General features: G+C 75.0%; 19 protein-coding genes and 1 pseudogene. 19 read left to right on the top strand and 1 reads right to left on the bottom strand.

Annotated features, from left to right (window positions below):
- Nucleotides 1–208: 208 nt before the first annotated feature.
- Genes rsmH through LQ327_RS24130 form a run of 3 tightly spaced genes read left to right on the top strand, consistent with a single transcriptional unit; the run spans nt 209 to nt 3,938 of the window.
- Nucleotides 209–1,198, top strand: coding sequence for a 16S rRNA (cytosine(1402)-N(4))-methyltransferase RsmH (rsmH, locus tag LQ327_RS24140; protein ID WP_230738756.1), 990 nt, complete (start codon nt 209–211; stop codon nt 1,196–1,198).
- Nucleotides 1,195–1,998 (top strand): cell division protein FtsL, encoded by an 804-nt coding sequence (ftsL, locus tag LQ327_RS24135; RefSeq protein WP_230738330.1) that lies wholly within the window; start codon nt 1,195–1,197, stop codon nt 1,996–1,998. Before rsmH ends, ftsL begins: the two co-directional genes overlap by 4 nt.
- Entirely contained in the window at nt 1,998–3,938 is a 1,941-nt protein-coding gene (locus LQ327_RS24130; protein WP_230738329.1) for a peptidoglycan D,D-transpeptidase FtsI family protein, read from the top strand. The genes ftsL and LQ327_RS24130 overlap by 1 nt, the downstream gene beginning before the upstream one ends.
- Nucleotides 3,939–4,014: 76 nt before the next feature.
- Here LQ327_RS24130 and LQ327_RS24125 read toward each other — a convergent pair whose 3' ends face one another.
- Nucleotides 4,015–4,491 (bottom strand): GNAT family N-acetyltransferase, encoded by a 477-nt coding sequence (locus LQ327_RS24125; RefSeq protein ID WP_230738328.1) that lies wholly within the window; start codon nt 4,489–4,491, stop codon nt 4,015–4,017.
- A 52-nt stretch (nt 4,492–4,543) separates the two neighbouring features.
- On the opposite strand from LQ327_RS24125, the gene LQ327_RS24120 reads away from it, so the two are divergent.
- The 16 genes and pseudogenes from LQ327_RS24120 (at nt 4,544) to wag31 (ending at nt 25,262) form a co-directional block, all read left to right on the top strand.
- Nucleotides 4,544–5,194, top strand: a complete 651-nt coding sequence (locus LQ327_RS24120) for a TetR/AcrR family transcriptional regulator (protein ID WP_230738327.1) — start codon at nt 4,544–4,546, stop codon at nt 5,192–5,194.
- Complete coding sequence (locus tag LQ327_RS24115) at nt 5,187–6,818, top strand: UDP-N-acetylmuramoyl-L-alanyl-D-glutamate--2,6-diaminopimelate ligase (RefSeq protein ID WP_230738326.1); 1,632 nt, start codon at nt 5,187–5,189, stop codon at nt 6,816–6,818. The genes LQ327_RS24120 and LQ327_RS24115 overlap by 8 nt, the downstream gene beginning before the upstream one ends.
- Nucleotides 6,815–8,263: a UDP-N-acetylmuramoyl-tripeptide--D-alanyl-D-alanine ligase gene (locus LQ327_RS24110; protein ID WP_230738325.1), complete on the top strand. Its 1,449-nt coding sequence runs from the start codon at nt 6,815–6,817 to the stop codon at nt 8,261–8,263. The genes LQ327_RS24115 and LQ327_RS24110 overlap by 4 nt, the downstream gene beginning before the upstream one ends.
- Nucleotides 8,260–9,327 carry a phospho-N-acetylmuramoyl-pentapeptide-transferase gene (gene mraY, locus LQ327_RS24105; RefSeq protein ID WP_230738324.1) on the top strand — a complete coding sequence of 356 codons (1,068 nt, stop codon included), beginning with the start codon at nt 8,260–8,262 and terminating at the stop codon, nt 9,325–9,327. The genes LQ327_RS24110 and mraY overlap by 4 nt, the downstream gene beginning before the upstream one ends.
- A complete protein-coding gene (gene murD, locus LQ327_RS24100) occupies nt 9,324–10,796 on the top strand; it encodes a UDP-N-acetylmuramoyl-L-alanine--D-glutamate ligase (RefSeq protein WP_230738323.1) in 1,473 nt (490 codons plus the stop codon). Before mraY ends, murD begins: the two co-directional genes overlap by 4 nt.
- The gene (gene ftsW, locus LQ327_RS24095; RefSeq protein ID WP_230738322.1) at nt 10,793–12,112 is read left to right on the top strand and encodes a putative lipid II flippase FtsW; all 1,320 of its coding nucleotides are present in this window, start codon (nt 10,793–10,795) and stop codon (nt 12,110–12,112) included. The genes murD and ftsW overlap by 4 nt, the downstream gene beginning before the upstream one ends.
- Nucleotides 12,113–12,135: 23 nt before the next feature.
- A complete protein-coding gene (gene murG, locus LQ327_RS24090; protein ID WP_230738321.1) occupies nt 12,136–13,308 on the top strand; it encodes an undecaprenyldiphospho-muramoylpentapeptide beta-N-acetylglucosaminyltransferase in 1,173 nt (390 codons plus the stop codon).
- Nucleotides 13,309–13,466: 158 nt separating this feature from the next.
- The gene (murC, locus tag LQ327_RS24085; protein ID WP_230738755.1) at nt 13,467–14,909 is read left to right on the top strand and encodes a UDP-N-acetylmuramate--L-alanine ligase; all 1,443 of its coding nucleotides are present in this window, start codon (nt 13,467–13,469) and stop codon (nt 14,907–14,909) included.
- 262 nt (nt 14,910–15,171) lie between these two features.
- Complete coding sequence (locus tag LQ327_RS24080; protein WP_230738320.1) at nt 15,172–15,828, top strand: cell division protein FtsQ/DivIB; 657 nt, start codon at nt 15,172–15,174, stop codon at nt 15,826–15,828.
- Between the two features lie 694 nt (nt 15,829–16,522).
- Nucleotides 16,523–17,863: a DUF8814 domain-containing protein gene (locus LQ327_RS24070; RefSeq protein ID WP_269070802.1), complete on the top strand. Its 1,341-nt coding sequence runs from the start codon at nt 16,523–16,525 to the stop codon at nt 17,861–17,863.
- Entirely contained in the window at nt 17,847–19,610 is a 1,764-nt protein-coding gene (locus LQ327_RS34975; protein WP_230738318.1) for a polysaccharide lyase family 20 protein, read from the top strand. The genes LQ327_RS24070 and LQ327_RS34975 overlap by 17 nt, the downstream gene beginning before the upstream one ends.
- A 312-nt stretch (nt 19,611–19,922) precedes the next feature.
- Nucleotides 19,923–21,215 (top strand): cell division protein FtsZ, encoded by a 1,293-nt coding sequence (ftsZ, locus tag LQ327_RS24060; RefSeq protein WP_230738317.1) that lies wholly within the window; start codon nt 19,923–19,925, stop codon nt 21,213–21,215.
- 60 nt (nt 21,216–21,275) lie between these two features.
- Nucleotides 21,276–21,986, top strand: a complete 711-nt coding sequence (gene pgeF / locus LQ327_RS24055; RefSeq protein ID WP_230738316.1) for a peptidoglycan editing factor PgeF — start codon at nt 21,276–21,278, stop codon at nt 21,984–21,986.
- Nucleotides 21,983–22,723 carry a YggS family pyridoxal phosphate-dependent enzyme gene (locus LQ327_RS24050; protein WP_230738315.1) on the top strand — a complete coding sequence of 247 codons (741 nt, stop codon included), beginning with the start codon at nt 21,983–21,985 and terminating at the stop codon, nt 22,721–22,723. Before pgeF ends, LQ327_RS24050 begins: the two co-directional genes overlap by 4 nt.
- A gap of 924 nt (nt 22,724–23,647) precedes the next feature.
- Nucleotides 23,648–23,920, top strand: a pseudogene (locus LQ327_RS35395) (cell division protein SepF); the annotation flags it as partial.
- Between the two features lie 370 nt (nt 23,921–24,290).
- Nucleotides 24,291–25,262, top strand: a complete 972-nt coding sequence (gene wag31, locus LQ327_RS24040; protein ID WP_230738314.1) for a DivIVA-like cell division protein Wag31 — start codon at nt 24,291–24,293, stop codon at nt 25,260–25,262.
- Nucleotides 25,263–25,276 lie beyond the last annotated feature (14 nt).

Genomic DNA, 25,276 nt, shown 5'->3' with positions numbered 1-25,276 from the left:
CCCGGTGCCAGGTCCGCCCGCCCTGCGGGCCGGGACGTGACGACATCCGCCCGACCGGGCCGGGGTGCGGCCGGGGGACCGACGTCCTCCGGCCGTACTCGCAGAGCGGACATGGCGGCGCACGGACACCGCGGCAGCCCGGCGGAGAGCGGCGGAGGCGACGATGGAGCCACGGGGTGGGGACGACGACGCGTCCGATTTCACCCACATGCGCACCACTGGCGCGCAGGGTGACGAGCCCCGCCCGACCTCCGGTCGCCACGTCCCCGTCCTTCTCGCCCGGGTCCTCGAGCTCCTCGACCCCGCGCTGACCGACCGGGACGCGGTCGTCGTCGACGCCACCCTCGGGCTCGGCGGCCACGCCGAGGCACTGCTCGCCCGCCACGCGGGCCTCACGCTCGTCGGCCTCGACCGCGACCCGGAGGCCCTGCGGCTCGCGACCGAGCGCCTCGCCCCCTACGCCGACCGCATCCACCTCGTCCACGCGATCTTCGACGAGGTCGGCAGCGTCCTCGACGACCTCCGCCTCGGACCCGTCCAGGGCGTGCTCTTCGACCTGGGGGTCTCGTCGCTGCAGCTCGACGAGGACGAGCGCGGCTTCTCCTACGCCCGCGACGCGCCCCTCGACATGCGGATGGACCCGACGACGGGCCCGAGCGCGGCCGACGTGCTCAACACCTACGCGCCCGGCGAGCTGGTGCGGGTGCTGCGGGACCACGGGGAGGAACGACAGGCCAAGCGGATCGTCGAGGCCGTCGTCCGTGCCCGGCGGCGGGCTCCGTTGCGTACCAGCGCGGAGCTCGTCGCCCTCCTCGAGCAGGCGATGCCCGCCGCCAGCCGGCGCACCGGCGGGAACCCCGCCAAGCGCACGTTCCAGGCCCTGCGCATCGAGGTGAACGGCGAGCTCGACGCGATCACCACCGCGATCCCCGACGCCGTCGACGCCCTCGCGCTCGGCGGTCGGGTCGTCGTCATGAGCTACCAGTCCCTCGAGGACCGGATCGTGAAGCGGGCGCTGGGGGAGCGCTCGCGCACCACGGCGCCACCGGACATGCCGGTGCTGCGCCCCGAGGACGAGCCCGAGCTCGCACTGCTCACCCGCGGTGCGGAGAAGGCCGACGAGTCCGAGGTCGCCGCCAATCCCCGGGCGGCATCGGTGCGGCTGCGCGCCGCGGAACGCGTCCGGGAGGCGGCATGAGCTCGAGCACGCTCGAACGCGGGACACGGACCGCCGAACGCGGACGGCCCGAACCGGCCACGAGGTCCCGGGCGGCGGGCACGACGACGGGTACGACGTCGGGTCGGGGCGCGTCGACGACCCGCGGCGGCTCGCGGGCCACGGCCTCGCGGGCGCGCGCCCGGGTCGAGGAGGTCGCCGACGCCTCCGGCGGCACCGCGCCGTTCGTGCTGCTGATCATGGTGCTGCTCACGACCGGACTCGTCGCGACCCTCTGGCTCTCCACCGCGGCCGCGGCCGACTCCTACCGGCTCGACTCCGCCCGCCAGGCCACCCGTGACCGCTCCGAGGAGGTCGAGCGGCTGCACCGCGATGTCGCCGCGATGCAGTCCGCGCCCGCGCTCGCGGCGGCCGCCGAGCGGATCGGGATGGTCCCGGCCGGTGTGCCCGCGGTGATCCTCGTGCACCCGGACGGCTCCTCGCAGGTCGTCGGGACGCCGGCCAAGGCCCGGGCGGCCGCTCCGCCGCCCTCGCCGGCCGCCGCGTCGGCGCCCGGCACCCCCGGCGCCGCGGCCGGGTCGCCGGACCCGGAGGCGCTCGCGAACGACCCGCGCTCCGGTGTCCAGGCCTCCACCGGCGGCGTCCTCGCCCCGGCACCCGCGGGCGCCGCGGCGACCGGCACCGCCCCGGCGTCGTCCCCGGGACCCGTCACCAGCCCGGCCGCAAGCCCCACGCCGGCCCCGGCCGCGAGCCCCACGCCCGCCCCGACGCCCAAACCGAAGCCCGGCCCGACGACCCCCGCGACCCCAGGAGGCCGTTGATGGCGCGCCTGCCCGCGACGCTCACCCGCCCGCCGTCACGGCAGGGCGGGCGGGGCGACCGCTCGGGACAGGCCGCGCCGGGACCCCGCAGGCCCGCGCCGAACCCGGGACCGCCTCGTCGTCCGGGCCCGCCGCCCGGACCTCCGCCGAAGGCGCGACGCGCCCCCACCCCGCCCGACCCCCGCCGCCGGCTGCGGCTCGGGCGGATCCTGCTCGTCGTCCTGCTGCTCGTCGCCGCGGGCAAGCTCGTCGAGGTGCAGGCGCTCAGCGCGAGCTCGCTCGCCGCCGACGCCGCCAAGCAGCGCATGACGAAGCTGGTCATCCCCGCCGAGCGCGGCGCGATCCTCGACCGCAACGGCACCCCGCTGGCGTTCTCGGTCGAGGCGAAGGCGCTCACCGCGAACCCGCGCCGGATCACCTCCGACTGGTCCAAGCCCGAGGTCCGCAACGTGCCCGGCACCCCGACCCCGGACCAGCGCAAGGCCCAGATCGCCCAGGGGATGGCGGCGATCCTGCACGCCGACCCCCTCGCGCTGTTCCAGTCGCTGATGAGCGACAAGAGCTACGTCGTGCTCGCCCCGCTGGTCGACCCGACGGCGGCGCGCACCATCCAGGACCAGTTTCCGGAGATCTCCGCCGAGGACCGGGAGTCGCGCCAGTACCCGGCGGGCGACGTCGGCGGCTCCGTCGTCGGCAGCGCGTCGTGGAGCATCGACAAGGGCCGGGTCAACGGCAACGTCGGGCTGGAGAGCGCCGAGGACAAGATCCTCGCGGGCTCCGACGGGTACCGCGTGGTCGACACCGCCGAGGGCAGCGACGCCGTCATCCCCGGCAGCACCCGGGCCGAGCAGCCCGCGCAGGCCGGGCGCGACGTCGTGCTCAGCATCGACTCCGACCTGCAGTACACCGTGCAGCAGAAGCTCTCCGCCTACGTGGCGAGGACCGGCGCGAAGGACGGCAGCGCCGTCGTCCTCGACGCGAAGACCGGGCAGATCCTCTCGCTGGCCAACAGCGCCGCGGGCGGGGCGCCCGCGCAGGGCGACGCCGCAGTCACCTCGCCGTTCGAGCCCGGCTCGGTGAACAAGGTGGTCACCTTCGCCGGGGCCCTCGACGCCGGACTGATCAAGCCGGAGGACGTCCTCGAGGTCCCGGGCAGCATCAAGGTCGCCGACCGCACGATCAACGACGCCTGGGTGCACGGCACCGTGGCGCTGACGATGAACGGCATCCTCGGCAAGTCGTCCAACGTCGGGACGCTGATGACCGCCCAGAAGCTGGGACCGGACCGGTTCGCGGCGATGCTGTCCAGCCTCGGCGTCGGCACCCGGACCGGCGTCGAGCTCCCGGGCGAGAGCCCCGGGTCGGTGCCGCCGCGCAAGGACTGGTCGGGGTCGACGTTCGGCAACCTGCCGATCGGCCAGGGCCTGTCGATGACGACGCTGCAGATGGCGAGCATCTACCAGGCGGTCGCCAACGACGGGGTCCGCGTCCCGCCCCGGGTGATCTCGGCGACGGTCGGGCCGGACGGGGTGCGCACGCCCACGCCCCAGCCGGCCGGGATCCGCGCGATGTCGCCGCAGACCGCGCAGACGCTGCGCCAGATGCTGCAGTCGGTCACCCAGAACGCGAAGAGCCCGAACGAGGGCACCGGGGCGAAGGCCGCGATGGACGGCTACCCGGTGGCCGGCAAGACCGGGACCGCCCAGCAGGTGGACCCGGGCTGTGGCTGCTATGCGAAGTCGACCTACTGGATCACGTTCGCGGGCATGTTCCCGGCCGAGAACCCCCGCTACGTCGTCGCGCTGATGCTCGACGCGCCGCCCGGCGGGGACTCGGCCGCGCCGCTGTTCCACGACATCTCGACCTACCTCGCGGCGCACGGCAACGTGCCGGTCTCGACCGCCCCGCCGCGGGTGGTGCCGCTGCAGCTGACGCCCTGACCCAGGTGGGACGAACGACTCGTTCGTGCACGTAGACGCCACGAACGAGTCGTTCGTCCCATCAGGGGATGGGCGGCTACAGCGCCAACACGTACGACTGCCCCAGCAGCTCGTCGCCGAACTCGCTGTGCGGCTGCTCGTCGACCAGCTCGAACCCGGCCGCCAGGTAGATCCGGCGGGCCGCGGCGAGCGGCTCGTTGGTCCAGAGCACCAGGCGGGCGAACCCGGCGTCCCGGGCGAACGCGACGCACCGCTCGACCAGTGCCCGGCCGACGCCGGTCCCGCGGGCGGCGGGGTCGACGATCAGCGTCCGCAGCCGGGCCGTCTGCGCGTCGTCGAGGGTGCACAGCACCGCGCCCACCCGCGCCCCGTCGAGCTCCGCGACCCAGCCGGAGAGCCCGTCGCCGTCGGAGGCCAGGAAGTCGGCCACGATCCGCGCTGTCACCGCCTCCACCGACCACCCGAACTCGGCCGCGTAGAGCTCCCCGTGGGCCATCAGCAGCCAGCCCAGGTCCCCGGGGCGGTCCGCGTCCCGGACCACGACGTCAGCCATGACACACGCCCCCTTCACTGAAACGACTGTTTCAGTGAAGCACACTGTGCGCGTGACGGCGACCGATTCCCCGACGGGCACGGACGAGGCGGCCGGCCCGGGCGAGGGCTCCGCGCGGCGGCGCGAGCTGCTCGACGCCGCCTACGGGTGGGTGCTCGCGCACGGGCTCGCGGACATGTCGCTGCGCCCGCTCGCGGAGGCGATCGGGTCCAGCCCCCGCGTGCTGCTCTACCTCTTCGGGAGCAAGGACGGGCTCGTCCGGGCGCTGCTCGGGCGCTCGCGGGCCGACCAGCTCCGCGTGCTCGAGGACCTCCCCGACGACGCCGGGCTGGACGTCGTCGCCCGCGGGGTGTGGCGGTGGCTCGCCGCGCACGAGCACCGCCCGCTGCTGCGGCTCTGGCTGGAGGCCTACAGCCGCTCCGTGATCGGTGAGCCCGGCCCCTGGGAGGGGTTCGCCGAGGACACCGTCACCGACTGGGACCTGCTGCTCGCCGCCCACCAGCCCTCCTCGCGGGTGGGCACGACCGACGGTGCCGCCGAGCGCGCACTGCTGCTCGCGGTCCTGCGTGGCGCCCTGCTCGACCTGCTCGCGACCGGCGACGACCACCGCACCGGGGCCGCCGTCGAGGCACACCTGCGGACCCTCTCGACGGGGCGACGCGCGGTGGAGGGCGCGGACGGTGGCGATCGGGACGATGGGTAACCTTCCGACCGTGCCGCCCGCGCCCAGCCGGACCGCCGGGGAGACCTCCGGGGACGCCGTCCCCGCAGGCCCCGACGTGATCCGCCCGCGCCACGTCACCCCGACCCGGATCGACGCGCTCGCCGCCCGGATCGCCGAGGCCACGGGGTCCGCGCCCGAGATCCATGGCGACCCGACGGTCGCCGTCACCGGCGCCTGCCTGCGGGCCCAGGACATCGTCGCGGGCGAGCTCTTCGCCGCCCTGCCGGGTGCGAACGTCCACGGCGCGGACTTCGCCGCCGTGGCTCTCGAGTGCGGCGCGGCCGCCGTCCTGACCGACCCCGACGGGGTCACCCGGCCGGCGATCGCCCGGGCCGGTGTCCCCGTCCTGGTCCACCCGCAGGCGCGGGAGGCACTCGGCCCGGCGTCGTCACTGATCTTCGGCGACCCGACCCGCCGGCTGGCGGTGCTCGGGGTCACCGGAACCAGCGGCAAGACCACGACGTCCTACCTGCTCGAGGCGGCCCTCGCGGCGGCCGGCGCGACGACGGGGCTCATCGGCACCGTCGAGACCCGGATGCGCGGTCGCCACGTGCCGAGCGCGTTCACCACCCCCGAGGCCCCCGACCTCCAGGCGTTGTTCGCGGCGATGGTCGAGGAGGGGATCACGCACACCGCGATGGAGGTCTCCAGTCACGCCCTGTCCCAGGCCCGGGTCGGCGGCACGACGTTCGCGGTGGGTGCCTTCACGAACCTCTCGGCGGAGCACCTGGACTACCACCACACGATGGAGGGCTACTTCGAGGCGAAGGCCCTGCTGTTCGACGGGCGGGCGTCGGCGCACGTCGTCTGCGTCGACGACACCTGGGGCCACCGGCTCGCGACGCGGGCGGACGCGGTGACGGTGAGCGCGACCGGACAGCCCGCCGACTGGACCGCGACCGGGGTCCATGCCCACCGCGACGGCACGCAGACCTTCCACGCGCAGGGCCCCGACGGACTCGACCTCCCGGTGACACTGCGCCTGCCCGGGGCGTTCAACGTCGCGAACGCGCTCGTCGCGCTGGCCTGCGGGGCCGCCGCCGGGCTCGACCCCGCCCGGCTCGCCGCCGGGTTCGCACAGGTCCAGGTGCCCGGCCGGATGCAGCGCGTGGACGTCGGCCAACCCTTCCTCGCCGTCGTGGACTACGCCCACAAACCGGCCGCCGTGGAGGCGCTGCTGACCACGTTGCGGGCGCAGGGCACCGGACGCGTGCTCACCGTGCTCGGCTGCGGCGGCGACCGCGACCGCGAGAAGCGGCCCGTCATGGGCGCGCTGGCCGCGGAGCTCTCCGACCTGGTGTGGATCACCGACGACAACCCGCGCACCGAGGACCCGGCCGCGATCCGCGCGGCGATGCTGGACGGGGCGCGCACCTCCGACGCCGCACGTGCGAAGGTGACCGAGCAGGGCGACCGCCGGACCGCGATCCGGGCCGCGATCGCCGCGGCGCGCCCGGGCGACGTGGTCGTCGTCGCCGGCAAGGGTCACGAGCCGGGCCAGAAGGTCGGCGCCGAGGTGCTGCCCTTCTCCGACGTCGACGAGGTCCACGCCGCCCTGCGTTCGACCATGACCGACCAGTCCATCCCGGAGGACCCTGCGTGATCGTGGAGACCCTCGCCGAGCTCGCGCGCCTCGTCGGCGGGCGGCTGCACCGGGCGACCGGGGACGAGCGCGTCACCGGCACGGTCGAGTTCGACAGTCGTGCAGTCGGCCCCGGCGGCCTGTTCGTGGCCCTGCCCGGCGAGCGCGTGGACGGCCACGACTTCGCGGCCACCGCCGTCGCCCGGGGCGCCGCGGGGGTGCTCGCCGCGCGCGAGGTCGACGCGCCCGCGGTGATCGTCGACCCGACGCCGGGTGAGCACGGCAGCTACGTCCTCGAGGCCGACCACGACGGGTCGGGCGCCGCGGTGCTGACCGCGCTGCAGATCCTCGCCCGCCACGTCGTCGACCTCCTGGTCGCGACGCGGGGCCTGTCCGTCGTCGGGATCACCGGCTCCTCGGGCAAGACCTCGACCAAGGACCTGGTCGCGACCCTGCTCGAGCGCGACGGCCCCACCGTGGCGCCCCCGGGGAGCTTCAACAACGAGCTCGGTCACCCGTGGACCGCGCTGCGCGCCGACGCCGCGACCCGCCACCTGGTCTGCGAGCTCTCCGCCCGCGGGCCCGGCCACATCGCCGCGCTGTGCCGCGTCGCGCCGCCGCGGGTGGGGGCGGTGCTCAACGTCGGGTCCGCGCACCTCGGGGAGTTCGGCTCCCGGGAGGCGATCGCCGCGGCGAAGGGTGAGCTGGTCGAGGCGCTGCCGGCCGCGGACCGGGGCGGCGTGGCCGTCCTCGGCGCCGACGACCCGGTGGTCGCCGCGATGCGCCACCGCACCACGGCCCGCGTCGTGCACGCCGGCCGTGCCCCGGAGGCCGACGTGCGGGCCGTCGACGAGTCCCTCGGCGACGACGGCCGCGCGCGGTTCCGTATGGTCACCGCGTCCGGCGAGTCCGACGTGGCGCTGCGGCTGCGCGGCGCCCACCAGGTCGACAATGCGTTGGTGGCGGCCGCGATCGCGCTGGAGACGACGGGCATGACGGTGGCGCAGGTCGCCGACGCCCTCGATGCGGCCGAGCCGCGCAGCCGCTGGCGCATGGAGGTCGGCGAGCGCGCGGACGGCCTCACGGTCCTGAACGACGCCTACAACGCCAACCCGGAGTCGATGCGCGCCGCCCTGACGACCCTCGCCGCCATGGGCGGCAACCACAAGGCCGTCCTCGGCCCGATGGCCGAGCTCGGCGCGGACGCGGACGACGCGCACGTCGCGCTGGGCCGCCTCGCCGCGAGCACCGGCCTGCACCGGCTCGTCGTCGTCGGCGAGGCCGCGCGGGGCGTCCACGAGGCCGCCCGCGACGCCGGGCTCGCCTCCGACCTGGTGCCCGACGCCGCCGCCGCGGTGGCCGCGCTCGACGCCGGGCCCGGGGACGTCGTGCTGGTCAAGGCGAGCCGCTCGGCCGGGCTGGAGTCCGTCGCGCAGGCGCTCCTGGACGGGGGGCCGACCCGATGAAGGGTGTACTCGTCGCGGCCGGGGTCGCGCTCGCGGTGTCGATCCTGCTGACGCCGTACGTGATCCGGCTGTTCATCAAGCAGGGCTTCGGGCAGGAGATCCGCGAGGAGGGCCCGCAGAGCCACCAGGGCAAGCGGGGCACCCCGACGATGGGCGGGGTCGCGATCCTCGTCGCCATCTGGGTCGGCTACCTCGTCTCGCACCTCGCGGCCGACGTCTCGATCTCGGTGTCCGGCCTGCTCGTGCTGCTGCTCATGACCTCGCTGGGGATCGTCGGGTTCCTCGACGACTTCATCAAGATCCGGCGGCAGCGCAACCTCGGGCTGAACAAGACCGCCAAGCTGGTCGGCCAGCTGGTCACCGCCGTGATCTTCGGGACGCTCGCGCTGCAGTTCGCCGACGAGCAGGGCCTCACCCCGGCCTCGACGAACCTGTCGTTCGTCCGGGACATCGCGGTGGTCGGCTTCGGCAGCGTCGGGTTCATCCTGTTCTGCTACCTGATCGTCACGGCGGCCTCGAACGCGGTGAACCTCACGGACGGGCTCGACGGGCTGGCCGCGGGCATCTCGGCGATGGTGCTCGCGACCTACCTCATCGTCTCGTTCTGGCAGTTCCGCAACGCCTGCGGCACCGCGATCGAGGCCGGCTGCTACCAGGTCCGCGACCCGCTGGACATCACGCTCGTGGCGGCCGCGGGCATGGGGGCGTGCATCGGGTTCCTGTGGTGGAACGCCGCGCCGGCCCGCATCTTCATGGGCGACACCGGCTCGCTCGCCCTCGGCGGTCTGTTCGCGGGGCTCGCGATGGTCACCCGCACCGAGCTGCTGCTGGTGGTCCTCGGCGGGGTGTTCGTCGTCGAGGCGCTCTCGGTGGTGCTGCAGGTCGCGGTGTTCCGGACGACGCGGCGCCGACTGTTCCGGATGGCCCCGTTCCACCACCACTTCGAGCTGGCCGGATGGGCGGAGACCACCGTGATCATCCGCTTCTGGCTGCTCGCGGCGATCTGCTGCGCGCTGGGCGTCGGCCTGTTCTACAGCGAGTGGCTCGCCGCGTCGGGCGGGTGAGCACGATCGAACCGCCGACCCCCGCCCGTCTCGCGGGCGCGCACGTGCTGGTGGCCGGGGCGCGCCGCACCGGGGCCTCCGTCGTCGACGTGCTGCTCGACCTCGGTGCCACGGTCACGGTCGCCGACGGCGACCCGGCCCAGCTCGCGACCCTGGGCGACCGGAAGGTCGCCGCCACCACCGACCTCACGACGCTGCCCGAGGGCTGCGACCTCGTCGTCACCAGCCCCGGCTTCCGCCCGGACTCCCCGCTGGCCACCGCGTCGAAGGCCGCCGGGATCGAGATGATCGGCGAGCCCGAGCTGGCCTGGCGCCTCGGGGACGACCCGGCGGTCTGCCCCGACGGGCCGCCGCGCTGGCTCGCGATCACCGGGACGAACGGCAAGACCACGACGACGGGGATGCTCGAGGCGATCCTGCTCGCCGCCGGCCAGGACGCCGTGGCCTGCGGGAACATCGGCCTGCCGATCGTCGACGCGCTGCGCGCCGGGCACCGGGTGCTCGCCGTCGAGCTCTCCAGCTTCCAGCTCGAGTGGTCCCCGTCGATCCGGCCGTTCGCGGGCGCGGTGCTCAACGTCGCCGACGACCACATCGACTGGCACGGCTCGATGGCCGCCTACGCAGGCGCGAAGGCGCGGCTGCTGCGGGGCGGGGTCGCGGTCGCGGGTCTTGACGACGAGCGCGCCGCCGGCCTGCTGCGCGACGCCCCGGCCCCGGTCCACGTGGGGTTCACCCGCGGCGAGCCGGGGCCCGGGGAGCTCGGCATCGTCACCGAGCGCGGCCAGGGCCTGCTGCTCGACCGCGCCTTCGCCGACGACGGGGCCCGGTACGGCACCGTGCTCGCGGGTCTGGACGACGTCGCCCCGCCCGGCCCGCCGGGGGAGGCGAACGCGCTGGCCGCCGCCGCGCTCGCCCGGGCGCACGGGGTGCCCGCCGAGGCCGTCGCGGCCGGGCTGCGGGCCTACTCCCCGGGTGCGCACCGCGGCGCCGTCGTCGCGGAGTCGAACGGGATCCGCTGGTACGACGACTCGAAGGCCACCAACCCGCACGCCGCGGCGGCCTCGCTCGCCGCGCACGACCGCGTGGTGTGGCTGGCCGGCGGGATGCTCAAGGGGGCGCAGGTCGACGACCTGGTGCTCGCCCACCGCGGGAGGCTGGCCGGGGTGGTCGTCCTCGGCGTCGACCGGGCCGCGATCCTGGCCGCGCTGGCCCGACACGCGCCCGAGGTGCCGGTCGTGGACGTCGGCGGGGGTGACGATGGCCCGATGACGCCCTCGATGCCCGATCCCATGACGCGGGCGGCGCACGCCGCCGCCTCGATGGCCCATCCCGGCGACGTCGTGCTGCTGGCGCCGGCGGCGGCCTCGATGGACATGTTCCGCGACTACGCCGCGCGGGGGGACGCGTTCGCGGCGGCCGCGCAGCAGGTGGCGGGACTCGGGGAGCCGACGACGGACCCGTCGTCGTGAGCACCCGGGGCGACGGCGCCGTCCGCTCGCGCGATCGCGGCGACGCCGCGTCGCTGACCCGGGGCCGGCGGGAGGCCCCGCCGCGGGTCCGCGCGCTCGGCGCGGCGCTGCAGCAGTGGCTCGGGCGGCCGCTGACCTCGCTGCACCTGGTGCTCGCGGTGTTCGGCCTGCTCACCGCGCTGGGCCTGGTGATGGTGCTCTCGGCGTCGTCGGTGAACGCCTACGCGGCGGGCGGCTCGGCCTACGGCGTGTTCTTCCGCCAGCTCGCGTTCGCGGTGCTCGGCGCGGTGCTGTTCTGGATCGGGGTGCGCGTGCCGCCGCGGCGGTGGCGGGCGGCGAGCCCCTGGCTGCTCGCGGGCTGCCTGGTGCTGCTCGTGCTGGTGCTCGTGCCGGGGCTGGGCGCGGCGGTCAACGGCTCGCGGTCCTGGTTCCGGATCGCCGGGGTGTCGCTGCAGCCCTCGGAGATCACGAAGGTCGCGCTGGCGCTCTGGGGTGCGCACGTCCTCGTCCGGCACCGCCCCGCGCCGCGCCGCTGGCGGCAGGCGCTGATGCCGGTCATGCCGGTGGCGCTGCTGATCCTCACGCTCGTGGTCGCCCAGCCGGACCTCGGCACCACGATCTCGCTCGCGGTGATCGTCGCCGCCCTGCTGTGGTTCGCGTGCGCCCCGGTGGGGCTGCTCGCGCTGCTCTCGACGGCGGGCGTCATCGGCGCCGTCGTGCTCGGCGTCGTCGCCTCCTACCGGCAGAGCCGGATCGCCGCGTTCCTCGACCCGTCGGGCGCCGACCCGCTCGGGCCCGCCTACCAGGCGCGCCAGGCGCTCTACTCGCTCGCCGACGGCGGCCTGTTCGGGCAGGGCCTCGGCCAGGGCCGGTCGAAGTGGAGCTACCTGCCCAACGCCGACAACGACTTCATCTTCGCGATCATCGGCGAGGAGCTCGGCTTCCTCGGCGCGGTCGCGGTGATCATCCTGTTCGTCACGCTGGCCTACACCGGGCTGCGCATCGCCGCGCGGTCGGTCGACCCGTGGATCCGCGTCGTCGCGAGCACGCTCACGGTCTGGCTCGTCGTGCAGGCCGCGATCAACGTGGGCTACGTCGTCGGGCTGCTGCCGGTCACCGGGATCCCGCTGCCCCTGGTCTCCTCGGGCGGCACGTCCCTCGCGCTGGCGCTGTTCGCCGGTGGCCTGCTGGCGAACTTCGCCCGCCACGAGTCCGACGCGGCCGCGGTGCTGCGTACCCAGGGCCAGGGCCGCCTCGCACGGGCCCTGCGCCTCCCACCACCCGAACCGGTGCGGGCCCGCCCCCGCACCGGCTGATCCCCAGACCGAGGAGGCACCTCGTGCCCGACCGGCCCCGTTCGTCCCCCCGCCCGCTGTCGGTCGTCGTCGCCGGCGGCGGCACCGCGGGCCACATCGAGCCGGCGCTCGCCCTGGCCGACGCAGTGCGGCGGCTGCGCCCGGACGCGACCGTGACGGCGCTGGGCACCGAGCGCGGGCTGGAGACGTCGCTCGTGCCCAAGCGCGGGTACGCGCTCGAGCTGGTGCCGCCGGTGCCGCTGCCGCGCAAGCCGTCGAAGGACCTCGCGGCGCTGCCGTGGCGGATCCTGAAGTCGGTCCGGCGGACCCGGAAGGTGCTGCGCGCGGTGGACGCGGACGTCGTCGTCGGGTTCGGCGGGTACGTGGCGCTGCCCGCCTACCTGGCGGCGCGCACGCCCGGCACCCGGATGCCGGTGGTGATCCACGAGGCCAACGCCACCGCCGGGCTCGCGAACAAGGTCGGGGCGCGGCACGCGGCCGCGGTGGCGGCGGCGGTCCCCGGGAGCGGGCTCGCCGGCCCGGTGATCGGGATGCCGCTGCGCCGCGCGATCACAACCCTCGACCGGGACGCCCTCCGCGCGAAGGCCCGGGCGCACTTCGGGCTCGACCCGCACGCCCCGACCCTGCTGGTCTTCGGCGGGTCGCAGGGCGCGCGCTCGCTCAACGAGGCGGTGGCCGGGGCGGCCGCCGAGCTGGGGCGGGCCGGGATCGGGGTGCTCCACGCGCACGGGCCGAAGAACACCGTCGAGGTCGACCAGGTCCCCGGGGCGCCGCCGTACGTCGCGGTGCCCTACCTGGAGCGGATGGACCTCGCCTACGCCGCCGCGGACCTGGCGATCTGCCGCTCCGGCGCGATGACGGTCGCCGAGGTGTCGGCCGTCGGGCTGCCCGCGATCTACGTGCCGCTGCCGCACGGCAACGGGGAGCAGCGGCTCAACGCGCTGCCCGTGGTCGAGCACGGCGGCGGCGAGATCGTGGAGGACGCCGACCTCACCCCGGAGCGCGTCGTCGAGATGGTGGTGCCGATGCTCACGAGCGGCGAGCGACTCTCCGCGATGAGCGCCGGGGCGCGGCGGACCGGTCATGCGGACGCGGACGAGACGCTCGCGCGCATGGTGCTGGAGGTCGTGGAAGGCGGCGACGGGGCTACGGGCACCATGGGGGGCGTGGCGCGGCAGGAGGAGAACGAGCGGTGAGCGAGCAGGAGCAGGGTCAGGGGCGGGCAGGGTCGACCATCCAGGCCGGAGACGCAGCGAAGCGGAGCTCGACCATCCAGCCGGGCGAGCAGGCGGTGATCCCCGAGCTGCCGCAGCTGCTCTCGCGGGTGCACTTCATCGGCGCGGGCGGCGCGGCGATGAGCGGCATCGCGCGCATCCTGCTGGCCCGCGGCGCGATGGTCTCGGGCTCCGACGCCAAGGACTCCCGTGCCGTGCTCGCGCTGCGCACGCTCGGGGCCGAGGTCGCCGTCGGGCACGACGCCTCCAACCTGGACCTGCTCCCCGGCGGCCCCAGCGCCCTGGTCACCACCAAGGCGGTCCACCAGGCCGACCCCGACAACCCCGAGCTCCTCGAGGCCGCCGCCCGCGGCATCCCGGTGCTGCACCGCTCGGCCGTGCTCGCGGAGCTGATGGCCGACCACCGCGCCGCCTGCGTCTCCGGCAGCGCGGGCAAGACCTCGACGACGTCGATGCTGGTCGTCGCGCTGCAGGCGTGCGGCGCCGATCCGTCGTTCATGATCGGCGGCGACCTGCTCGCCTCCGGGTCGAGCGCCCACCACGGGCACGGAGACGTGTTCGTCGCCGAGGCCGACGAGAGCGACGGCTCGTTCCTCGCGTACTCGCCCGCGGTGGCCATCGTGACCAACGTCGAGCCCGACCACCTCGACCACCACGGCACCGTCGAGGCCTATGTCGCGGTGTTCGACGCGTTCGCGTCGCGCATCGAGCCCGGCGGCTGCCTCGTCGTCTGCGCCGACGACCCGGGCGCCGCCGCGCTGGGCGACCGCGCCGAGGCCGCGGGCGTCCGGGTGCGCCGCTACGGCCGCGCCGCGACCGGGCCCGACGACGTCACGGTGCTGGACTACCGCGCCGAGGCCTCGACCGGGCTGCTGCACCTGCGGATCGGCGACGCCGGAGACGCAGCGGAGCGGAGCTCGACCATCGAGACCGAGCACCACGTCCGGCTCGGGGTGGCGGGGGAGCACCAGGCGCTCAACGCCTGCGCCGCGCTGCTCGCCGGCCTCGACCTCGGGGCGCCGCTGGACCGGCTGCTCGGGGGCCTGTCGTCGTTCACCGGGGTCCGGCGCCGCTTCGAGCTGCGGGGCCAGGCCGCCGGCGTGCGCGTGTACGACGACTACGCGCACGCCCCGACCAAGGTCGCCGCCCAGCTGCGGGCCGCGCGCCCGGTGCTGGGGGAGCGGGGCCGGCTGCTGGTGGCGTTCCAGCCGCACCTGTACTCGCGCACCCGGGACTTCGCGACGCAGTTCGGCGAGGCGCTCTCGCTGGCCGACGAGGTCGTCGTGCTCGACGTCTACGGCGCCCGCGAGCAGCCCGAACCCGGCGTCAGCGGCGACCTCATCGCGACCCGCGTCGGCCTGCCCGCCGAGCACGTCCACTACGAGCCCTCGTGGAGCGCGGTCCCGGCGCTGCTCGCGGACCTGGCCCGCCCGGGGGACCTGGTGATCACGATGGGCGCCGGCGACGTCACCGTCCTCGGCCCGGAGGTGCTCGCCGAGCTGGAGCGCCGCGAGAGCTCGGACCCCGGTGTGAGCGCGCTCGCCGACCGCGTCGGAGGCTGATCCTCTGCCCTCCTCCCCGCGCCGCGGCGCCTCCGCCCGCACCGGTGCCGCCGAGTCCGGCACCGGGCGCGGTGGGGGCTCTGCGGGGCAGTCCGGGGGGACGCGGCGCGGCTCGTCGTCGCGGGGTGGCCAGGAGCGGCGGACGCAGGCGGAGCGCACCTCCCGACGACGGCCGTCGAGCCGGCCGCCGCGCGACCGCGGCCCCCGGGAGCACCCCGCCCTCGATGCCCGCGCCGCCCGCCGTCGCACGGTGCTCCGGCGCGTGGCGATCGGGGTGGTCGCGGCGGCCGTCGTCGCCGGGCTCGTCTGGCTGCTGGGCTTCTCGTCGCTGTTCGACGTGACCGACGTCCGGGTCGACGGCGCCACGCCGGAGACGCTGCCCGCCGTCCGTCAGGCGGCCACCGTGCCGCCGGGCACCTCGCTGATCTGGCTCGACACCTCGGAGCTCGACGGGCAGGTGCAGACCATCCCGCGCGTGGCCACCGTCGACGTGCGGCGCTCCCTCCCGCACACCGTGACCGTGACGGTGACCGAGCGGGAGCCGGTCGCGGCGGTGCCGATGGGGGCGGGGGTCGCACTGGTCGACGGCACCGGGTTCGCCTACCGGACGATGCCCGCCCCGCCGCCGGGGGTCCCGCGGCTCGTCCTCGGGCTGGGGGTCGCGGCGTCGCCGTCCGACCCGACGACGGTGGCCGCGGTCCGGGTGCTCGCCTCGCTGCCGCCGGACCTGCGCTCGAAGATCACCGAGCTCCGGGCGGTGAGCCCCTACGACGTGTCGTTCACGCTCGACGCGAACCGGACGGTCCGGTGGGGCGCGGACTCCGACGACGCCCGCAAGGCCGCCGTCCTCGGCCCGCTGCTCACCCGGCCCGGGTCGACGTACGACGTCTCCACGCCGGACTTGCCGGTCGTCTCCTGACGGCGCTGCGGTCGCGGTCGACGAGGGGCACGTGGCGCGTCCCGCGGGCGTGCTCGGCCTGCCTGGTGTGCTGTTGATCAGCCGAGCGATCAGGTCCTGATCGGCGAGGGGCACGTGGCGCATCCCGCGGGCCTGCTCGGCGTGCCTGGTGTGCTGTTGATCAGCCGCAGTGTGGGCGGGGTGAGCACTCCGACCAACCCCTGACCGACGGGATCGGGTGGACGGCCCGTGCCGCAGGTGTGGCCCGGCGGACGAGGGGTACAGGACGCACGCCGCGACGCCGTCGGACCTGGCTCACGTTCCCGTGATCTTGAGGACAGGCCCGACACGCCGCACCGCCCTGCGGCGAGGAACACGTCCGTCGAGGCCCGTGTGCACGGCGCGACCGGCCGCGCCGCCCACCTCGCGCCGTTCACCCTCGGTCACCATTTTCCGTGATCCATCTGCTCGCCGAGCGTCACGAACAGCCCGTCGATCACTCGGACGAGTCCCACGCGTACCACGATCGTGTCGGTTCACGGCTCTTTGACCTGCGCGAACGCCCGTCACCTAGCCGGTTATCACTCACGCGCACACCACCTGTCTCTCTTGACCCACCCGTGTCACGGAGCGTCAACTCTGCGGCGTCCCGGATGCGGGGCGCGCGGCGTTCGGGGCCGCGCCGCATCCCGGGGACGGCGGAGGAGAGATCGCGATGACCATGACGACCGCGCGGGCGAGGCCCGACCGTGGGCCCGGGGGGCGGGCGCCGCGTGGCGGGGGGACGACCCGGGCCGCTCTCGGGTCGCTGCTCGCGGCGGGCCTCACGGTGGTCGCGCTGCTGGGCGCGGGTCTGGCCGAGGCCCCGGACGCGCGCGCGGCGGCGGCACCCGGTGACACGTGGATCGCCGAGCTCTCGGTGGCCGGCGGGGACGACACGAACGTCGTCGCGACCGACGGGGCCGTCCGCCTCGCCGGGACGACGACCCGTGCCCAGAGCGCCCGCTCGCCGCTGGCCGAGGGGGAGCTGCTGCTGCCCCCGCGCCGTCTGCCCACTCCCGTCGACCGGGTCAGCGCCGACGTCACCGCCGACGTGCCGCCCGGCGCGGTCGTCTCCGTCGACGTCCGCGGCCTGCGCGCCGACGGCACCTGGAGCGGCTGGGCGTCCGCGAGCCCCGGCGGGCCTGCCATGCTGCCGCAGGCGAGCTCCGAGGTGCAGGTCCGCGCCAGCCTCGTCGCGAGCCCGAGCGGTGCCGGGCCCGCGCTGCACCGCATCTACCTCACGGCCGACCGCACCAAGGCCGCGACGGCCCCGTCCGCGACGATCCCGATCGTGCCGGGCGCCCCGGCCCCCGCCCCGTTGGCGACCCCCGCGGTGAGCAGCAAGGTGTTCGCGACGCGGGAGGGCCTCGTCGGCGGCACCACCGCGAACGGGCACGTGATAGCGCCCAACGACCACTTCGTCGCGCTGCCCTCGCGCCGCGGCCTCTCGCCGCGCGACACGGGCGACTACACCGTGAAGGTCTGCGCCGCCACCGGGCGCTGCGCCTGGGCGCCGGTGTGGGACGTCGGCCCGTGGAACACCACCGACGACTACTGGAACCCGGCCGCGGCCCGCCAGACCTGGAAGGACCTCCCGCAGGGGACCCCGCAGGCCCAGGCCGCGTTCCAGCAGCGCTACAACGGCGGCAAGGACGGGTTCGGGCGCGCGGTCGTCAACCCGGCGGGCATCGACCTGGCCGACGGCACCTTCTACAACGACCTGGGCCTGCGCGACAACGGCTGGGTCACCGTCACCTACCTCTGGACCGGCACCGGTCCGACCGCGCTGGCGAAGCCGACCGGCACGCCGACCGTCGCCGTCCGCTCCGCCCCGACCGACGCCTCGTCGGCCGTCGGCGCCGTCGCCGGCGGTGCGCGGGTGGCCGTCCAGTGCACCGCCGCGGGCCAGCTGCGCTCCGGCGCCCAGGGCACGAGCAGCAGCTGGCTGCGCATCGGCCCGAACCAGTACGTCCCCGCCGCCGGTGTGGAGGCCCCCCGTGTCGCGTCCTGCTGACCTCGTCGACGACCTGTCCGCCGAGCCGCCGACGGTCTCCACGGAGGCCCCGACGGTCGACGTGACCGAACCCGCGGTCGCCCGTCTCCGCGCGTCCCTCGAGGTCACGGACCGTCGCCACGAGCCGCTCGCCCCCCGCCCGCTGTCCCCGCACGCCGGGCCGGGCGCCCGTCCCGAGGCCGGGCCGGATCCCGCCCGGGCACGACGGCGCCGTCGGGCCGCCCTGATCGCGGGCGCGGGCGCGCTGCTCGCCGCGGTCCTCGGGCTCGCCGCCTCCGCCACCGCGGTCCCGACCGGGGAGAGCTGGGGCGCCGAGCTCGCCGTCTCCGGCGGCGACGACGTCAACGTGCACCTCGCCGACGGGGCGGTGCGCCTGGTCGCGCCCTCGACGGCGCGCAAGCGTTCCGAGGGGGTCATGGTGCTGGCACCGCGCCGGCCCGCCGCCCCCACGAACGCGATCACCTCGGACCTCACCGCGGATCTCCCACCGGGCACGGCCGCCCGCGTCGACGTGCGCGGCGTGCTGCCCAACGGTTCGTGGAGCCGGTGGATCCCGACCCGGAACGAGGAGCGGACGGTGCTGCCGTCGGCCACCACCCAGGTGCAGGCACGGATCGTGCTGCTCGGCGGGTCGGGCGCGGTGAGCCCGGCGGTCGACCAGCTCTGGCTGACGACCTCGACCACGACGGCCGTGCCGGAGACGGCGACCGCCCCGGTCGCCCCGAGCACGACCGCGGTCCCGCCGCCGGTCAAGCCCGGCGGCACGAAGCCGGCCCCCGCGAAGCCGGGCGACGCGAAGCCGGGCGACACGAAGCCCGGCGACACGAAGCCGTCCCCCGCGAAGCCGACCCCGACGACGGCCAGGCCCCCGGCCTCCGGCCCGCTCGGGCTCCCGGGTCTCCCGCAGATCCTGTCCACGCCGGACCCGAACGCGCCGGACCCGAACACGCCGTCGACGGCGGTGAGCACGGTGCCGACCAAGGCCCCCGAGGCCTCGGCGACGAAGCCGTCGACCTCCGCACCGAGCACGTCGTCCGCCGCGCCGACCACCACGCCGACGACGCCCGCCCCGGCGATCGCCCCCGTCGTGAAGGCGATCTGGGACTCGGACATCACCGCGCAGTCCCTCGGGATGTTCAAGGACACGCCCTGGAACTTCGTGGGCGCCAAGCAGCCGACCGTCGTCCCCGCGACCGACCTGCCCGGCCAGAAGGCGCTGAAGTTCACGATGCCCGGCGGCGCCAAGCGCGCCGAGATCGAGCCGAACGTCGACAACTTCACCGAGGGACAGGACCGCTACATCCGCATGACGGTGCGGCTGGCGCCCGGTTTCCCGACCGACACCGACACCTGGCAGCTCATCACCCAGTTCAAGAACGACGGTGACGGCAGCCCGCCGCTGGAACTGCGGATCGGGAAGGGGAACTACATCCTCTCCGGCGGCGCCGACGCCCCCGGCGGGTCGAAGAACTTCGACCAGACGATCGCACCCGCCGTCGTCGGGAAGGTCACGACGCTGGTGCTGCACGTGAAGTTCTCGAGCAACAAGTCGGAGGGCGTCGTCGACGCCTGGGTCGACGGTCAGAAGAAGGTCACGGGCTTCCACCCGCCCGCCGGCACGCTCTACTCCGGCGACTTCAGCTACTGGAAGCTCGGCCTCTACCGCGACACCAGCATCGACCAGGCCGCCACCTACGAACTGTCCGACGCCCGCGTCGGCGACTCGTACGCCTCGGTGGCCGGGTAGTCCGCCTTCCGACCGGAGGGGCCCTTCGCTCGAATGGACGGGCGAGGGGCGCCTTTCGTCGGAACCTTTCCGGGAAACGCGTTCTGATCGGCCGAAGTCTCGACCTGGGATCGAGACTTCGGCGCGCGCGACACGACGACCGGGACACGCCCGGCGCGCCTGCTGGAAAAGGCGCGCGTCGGCTGCCTACGGTCGCGCCCGACGCCGGAGCGACGACCCTGCAGCATAAACCTCCACTCGAGGTCGAAGGTTGAGGGATCGGTCGCGTGTCGGGCCGGCGTCGCCCCGTGCTCCGCAGTGAAAGGCGGTCCCATGACGCCCCCGCACAACTACCTGGCCGTCATCAAGGTCGTCGGCATCGGTGGCGGCGGCGTCAACGCCGTCAACCGCATGATCGAGGTCGGCCTCAAGGGCGTCGAGTTCATCGCGGTGAACACCGACGCGCAGGCCCTGCTGATGTCCGACGCCGACGTCAAGCTCGACGTCGGCCGCGAGCTCACCCGCGGTCTGGGCGCTGGCGCGGCGCCGGACGTGGGCCGCCGCGCCGCCGAGGACCACGCCGAGGAGATCGAGGAGGTCCTCAAGGGGGCCGACATGGTCTTCGTGACCGCGGGCGAGGGCGGCGGCACCGGCACCGGCGGCGCGCCCGTCGTCGCGAGCATCGCCCGCAAGCTCGGCGCGCTGACGATCGGCGTCGTCACCCGGCCGTTCTCCTTCGAGGGCAAGCGGCGCGCCACCCAGGCCGAGAACGGGATCACCGAGCTCCGCAACGAGTGCGACACGCTCATCGTCATCCCGAACGACCGGCTGCTCCAGCTCGGCGACGTGTCGCTGAGCCTGATGGACGCGTTCCGCTCCGCCGACGAGGTCCTCCTCTCCGGTGTCCAGGGCATCACCGACCTCATCACGACGCCGGGTCTGATCAACCTGGACTTCGCCGACGTCAAGAGCGTCATGTCCGGGGCGGGCAGCGCGTTGATGGGCATCGGCTCGGCGCGCGGGGACGGCCGCAGCGTCGAGGCGGCCGGCAAGGCGATCAACTCGCCGCTCCTCGAAGCGTCCATGGACGGCGCCTACGGCGTGCTGCTGTCGATCGCCGGCGGATCCGACCTCGGCCTGTTCGAGATCAACGAGGCCGCCTCGCTCGTCCAGGAGGCGGCGCACCCGGACGCCAACATCATCTTCGGGACGGTCATCGACGACTCGCTCGGCGACGAGGTGCGCGTGACGGTGATAGCAGCCGGCTTCGACTCCGGGTCGCCGACGCAGACCAGGACCGTGCCCGCCGCGGCGCTCGGCAGCGGGCAGCCGAACGGCAACGGCCAGCCGACCCGGTCGTCGTCCACCGCCACCGCCCAGGCGGGCCAGGTCCACCGGTCCGCGCCGGAGCCCGCGATCCCGGCGGCCGTGGCCTCGGCGCCGACGATGCCGACCACGCCGGCCGTGTCGCGGGAGGAGGCGACCGCGTCCGCGCCGTCCGGCTCCGAGGAGAAGAAGCCGGAGGCGCCGGCCGCGGAGTCCGCCGCGCCGGCGTCGTCGTCCACCCCCACGGCGAAGACCCGCGGCGAGGACGACGAGGTCGACGTCCCGTCCTTCATGCGCTGAGGCCCGCTCGTGACGGCCCGGGGTGACGGCTCCCGGGTCGCCACGCGGGATGATGGTCGGGTGCGGGTCCGGCGTGTACTGACCACTCGTGCGGGCGGCCGGTCACGGCCCCCGTACGACTCGTTCAACCTCGGTGACCACGTGGGCGACGAGCCCACGGCGGTCGCCGCCAACCGTGAGCGCCTCGCCCGGGGCATCGGCCTCGATCCGTCCCGGGTGGCCTGGATGAACCAGGTCCACGGGACCGACGTCGCCGTCGTCGAGGGCCCCCAGGAGGAGGTCCCGACGGCGGACGCGCTGGTCACCGACCGGCCCCGTCAGGCGCTGGCCGTCGTCGTCGCCGACTGTGTCCCGGTGCTGATCGCCGATCCCGAGGCGGGCGTCGTCGCGGCCGCGCACGCCGGACGCTCCGGCGCGGCGGCCGGCGTGCTCCCCCGCACGCTCGGGCTCATGGAGCGCCTGGGCGCGGAGCGCGACCGCATCGAGGTCCTGATCGGCCCCAGCGTGTGCGGGCAGTGCTACGAGGTCCCCGCCGAGATGCGCGACGAGGTCGACACCGTGCTGCCGGGCAGTGCGGGGACCACCCGGATCGGCACGCCGTCGCTGGACCTGCGCGCCGGGCTGGTGCGCCAGCTCGAGGGCCTGGGCATCCGCAAGATCGACGCCGACGGGCGCTGCACCCTCGAGGACGACCAGCTCTTCAGTCACCGCCGTGCCCGACCGACCGGCCGGTTCGCCGGCGTGACCTGGTGGGAGTACGACCGGCCGTGACCGCCGCGGAGGAGTCGGGAGGCGCCGACGGGCGCCGTGGCGCCCTGGCGCGCTCCCTCGACGAGGTGCGCGCCCGCATCGACGCGGCGGCGCGCGCGGCCGGCCGCGACCCCGGCGAGGTCACCCTGCTCGCCGTCACCAAGACCTGGCCCGCCGCCGACGTCGCCCACCTCGTCGACCTCGGCCTGTCCGAGTTCGGGGAGAACAAGGAGCAGGAGGGCGCGGCGAAGGCCGCCGAGCTCGCCGCGCTGCGCCCGGCGGCGGCGGTGCGCTGGCGCGTCGTCGGGCGGCTGCAGCGCAACAAGGCGCGGAACCTGGCGCGCTGGGCGGCCGGGGTGGACTCGGTCGACTCGGCGCGGCTGGCCGACGCCCTCGACCACGCCGTCGGGAACGCCATCGACGCCGGGGAGCGGCGCGACCCGCTCTCGGTGCTGGTCCAGGTGAGCCTCGACGACGCCGTGGGCCGCGGCGGGGCCTCGATCGCGGACGTGCCGGAGCTCGCCGACCGTGTCGCACAGAGCGAGCATCTCTCACTCGACGGCGTGATGGCGGTGGCCCCGCAACACGCGGATGCCGCAGCGGCGTTCGCCACGTTTGCCGAGCTCGCGGCGCGGGTGCGGGCTGCCCATCCGGGCGCCACGACCCTCTCAGCAGGCATGTCGGGGGATCTCGAGGCCGCGATCGAGCACGGATCCACGTGTGTGCGTGTCGGAACGGCTCTCCTCGGCGCCCGGTAGCTAGCGTTCCGTGTGAGTGAATGACAACGCTGTAAGTCTTCCTGGCACGGGTCCCCGCGGGCGTCCCTCCCTGCCGGTGGATCTTTGTGAGGGGAGAGGGCTGCCATGACCGCTCTGCACCGCGTGAAGGCGTACTTCGGCATGGTGCCCGCGGACGAGCTGGACTCCTACGACGGGTACGGCGAGTACAGCGCCTACGCCGACGCGGACCGCCCTGCGCGGGGGAGCGACCGCTACGACGCGGACCGGTACGACTCCGATCGGTACGACGTGGACCGCCACGACTCCGACCGGTACGCGCGGCGGTCGCGCCACGACCGCTACGACGCCGCCGACCGGTACGACTCCGATCGGTACGACGAGGGCCGTCACGACCCCGACCGGTCCGACCGCCACGCGGCCGACCGGTACGGATCGGACCGCTTCGGCGATCCGCGCCATGACGACGACCGCTACGACGACCGGTACGACGGGGCGCGTCACGACCGCTTCGACGCCGACCGCCACGAGCGGACCGGCCGGGGCGAGGGCTCCCGCGCCGAGGAGCGGGGCCGCACGCCGCGGCCCCGCGACCCCGAGCCCGAGGTCCGCGCGGACCTGCCGCGCCTGGGTGACCACGACCGGACCGGGTCCGGCGACCGCGACGAGGAGGCCGACGTGACGAGTCGTTCGAGCACCCGGGGCCGGAGCTGGGAGCACAACACCGGCCCGAACCACACCTCCCGCAGCGGCCGGTCCGGCACGCTCACGTCGGTCGGGTCGTCGTCGGGATCCTCGTCGGGTTCGTCGTCGCTGTCCGGGTCGCTGAGTGCCTCCGGAGCGGCCGCCCTGGCCCTCGACGAGCCATCGCGCCGGCCGTCGGAGCGGTCGGACCGCGGCGAGCGGGCCGACGTCTCCGCGGTGCCCGACACCCCCGCCGTCCCGGAGATCACCACGCTCCAGCCCACCAGCTACAACGAGGCCCGGGTGATCGGTGAGCGCTACCGCGACGGCATCCCGGTGATCATGAACCTGACGGAGATGGACGACGTCGCCGCCAAGCGGCTCGTCGACTTCGCGGCGGGCCTCGCGTTCGCCCTCCGCGGGTCGATCGAGAAGGTCACCAACCGCGTGTTCCTTCTCTCACCGCCCAACGTCGAGGTCTCCGCGTCCGATCGGCGCAAGCTCGCGGAGAAGTCGTTCGCGACCGCTCCCTGAGCCGAATCTGAGAGCCGGCAAGCCCTCGCGGAATGATTGCGGTGGGTGGTCGGACGAGGGCGGTGAGCGTCTCGCCGAGGGTCGACCGTGCCGTGGAGCAGGGCATGTACCCACATCACGGGCGGTGGAGAACGGTGAGCGGTCCCGCCCCGTCCGGCCGATCGCTCTGTGGCGTGTCGCGAGGTACGCGTGTGGGTGGTGAGGCAGCCGGTTGTGGCACTGCGTCACCGATCGGGCGTCGTCCGCAGCGCATCCCTGGACCCGTCCACTATGGTTCACCTGCTCGCAGAGTCCTACTCTGCGTGTCGCGGAGCTCGAAGAGCCCGAGGTACCTGGGGTTCCGCAGCCGAGGAGTGCTTGAGGAGATCCGATGCCGCTGACCCCCGCCGACGTCCACAACGTCGCGTTCAGCAAGCCGCCGATCGGCAAACGGGGCTACAACGAGGACGAGGTCGACGCGTTCCTCGACCTCGTGGAGGCCGAGCTCGGGCGTCTCATCGAGGAGAACAACGATCTCCGCGAGCAGGTCGAACAGCTCGAGCAGCAGCTCTCGAGCGCTCACTCCGACCTCGATGACGCCCGGACGAAGGCAGCACAGGCCCAGTCCGCCGGTCCGCAGTCACCACCCGGCCCGTCGGCCGCGCAGACCACGATGGTCGCGCCGCCGCAGCAACCGCAGCGGCCCGTCGAGGACGCCCCTCGCACGGTGCAGCAGCCGATGCCGGTGCCGCAGCAACCGGCCCCGCAGCCGGTGCAGCAACAGCCGCAGACCTCGGCGGTCGTCCCGCCGCCCTTCGGCGGGGACTCCTCGCCGATGAACGGCAACGGCGACCACCACGTCCAGGCCGCCAAGGTGCTCGGGCTCGCCCAGGAGATGGCCGACCGGCTCACGGCCGAGGCGAAGTCCGAGGCCGACGGCATGCTCTCCGACGCGCGGACCAAGTCCGAGCAGCTCCTCTCGGAGGCCCGCACCAAGTCCGACAGCATGGTCAACGAGGCCCGCAGCCGGGCCGAGACGATGCTGAACGACGCACGGACCCGTGCCGAGACGCTCGAGCGGCAGGCGCGGGACAAGGCCTCCACCCTCGAGCGCGACGCGCAGCGCAAGCACAACGAGACGATCACCCTCATCGAGCAGCAGAAGAGCGGCCTCGAGAAGAAGATCGACGAGCTGCGTACCTTCGAGCGCGAGTACCGCACCCGGCTCAAGACCTACCTGGAGTCGCAGCTGCGGGATCTCGAGGGCCGGGGATCGGCTGCGCCTGCCGACGGTGGCAGCCGCAACGGCTCCGGGGGATACGCGACCAGCGGTTACGGCTCCCGGGCCGAAGCCGGCAGCTGAGTCGGGCGATCCGG

Origin of the sequence: Actinomycetospora endophytica (assembly GCF_021026375.1) — a bacterium.
GTDB classification, from domain to species: Bacteria; Actinomycetota; Actinomycetes; order Mycobacteriales; family Pseudonocardiaceae; genus Actinomycetospora; species Actinomycetospora endophytica.
Note: the sequence above shows the minus strand (reverse complement) of the source record. Positions and strands in the feature narration are given on the sequence as shown.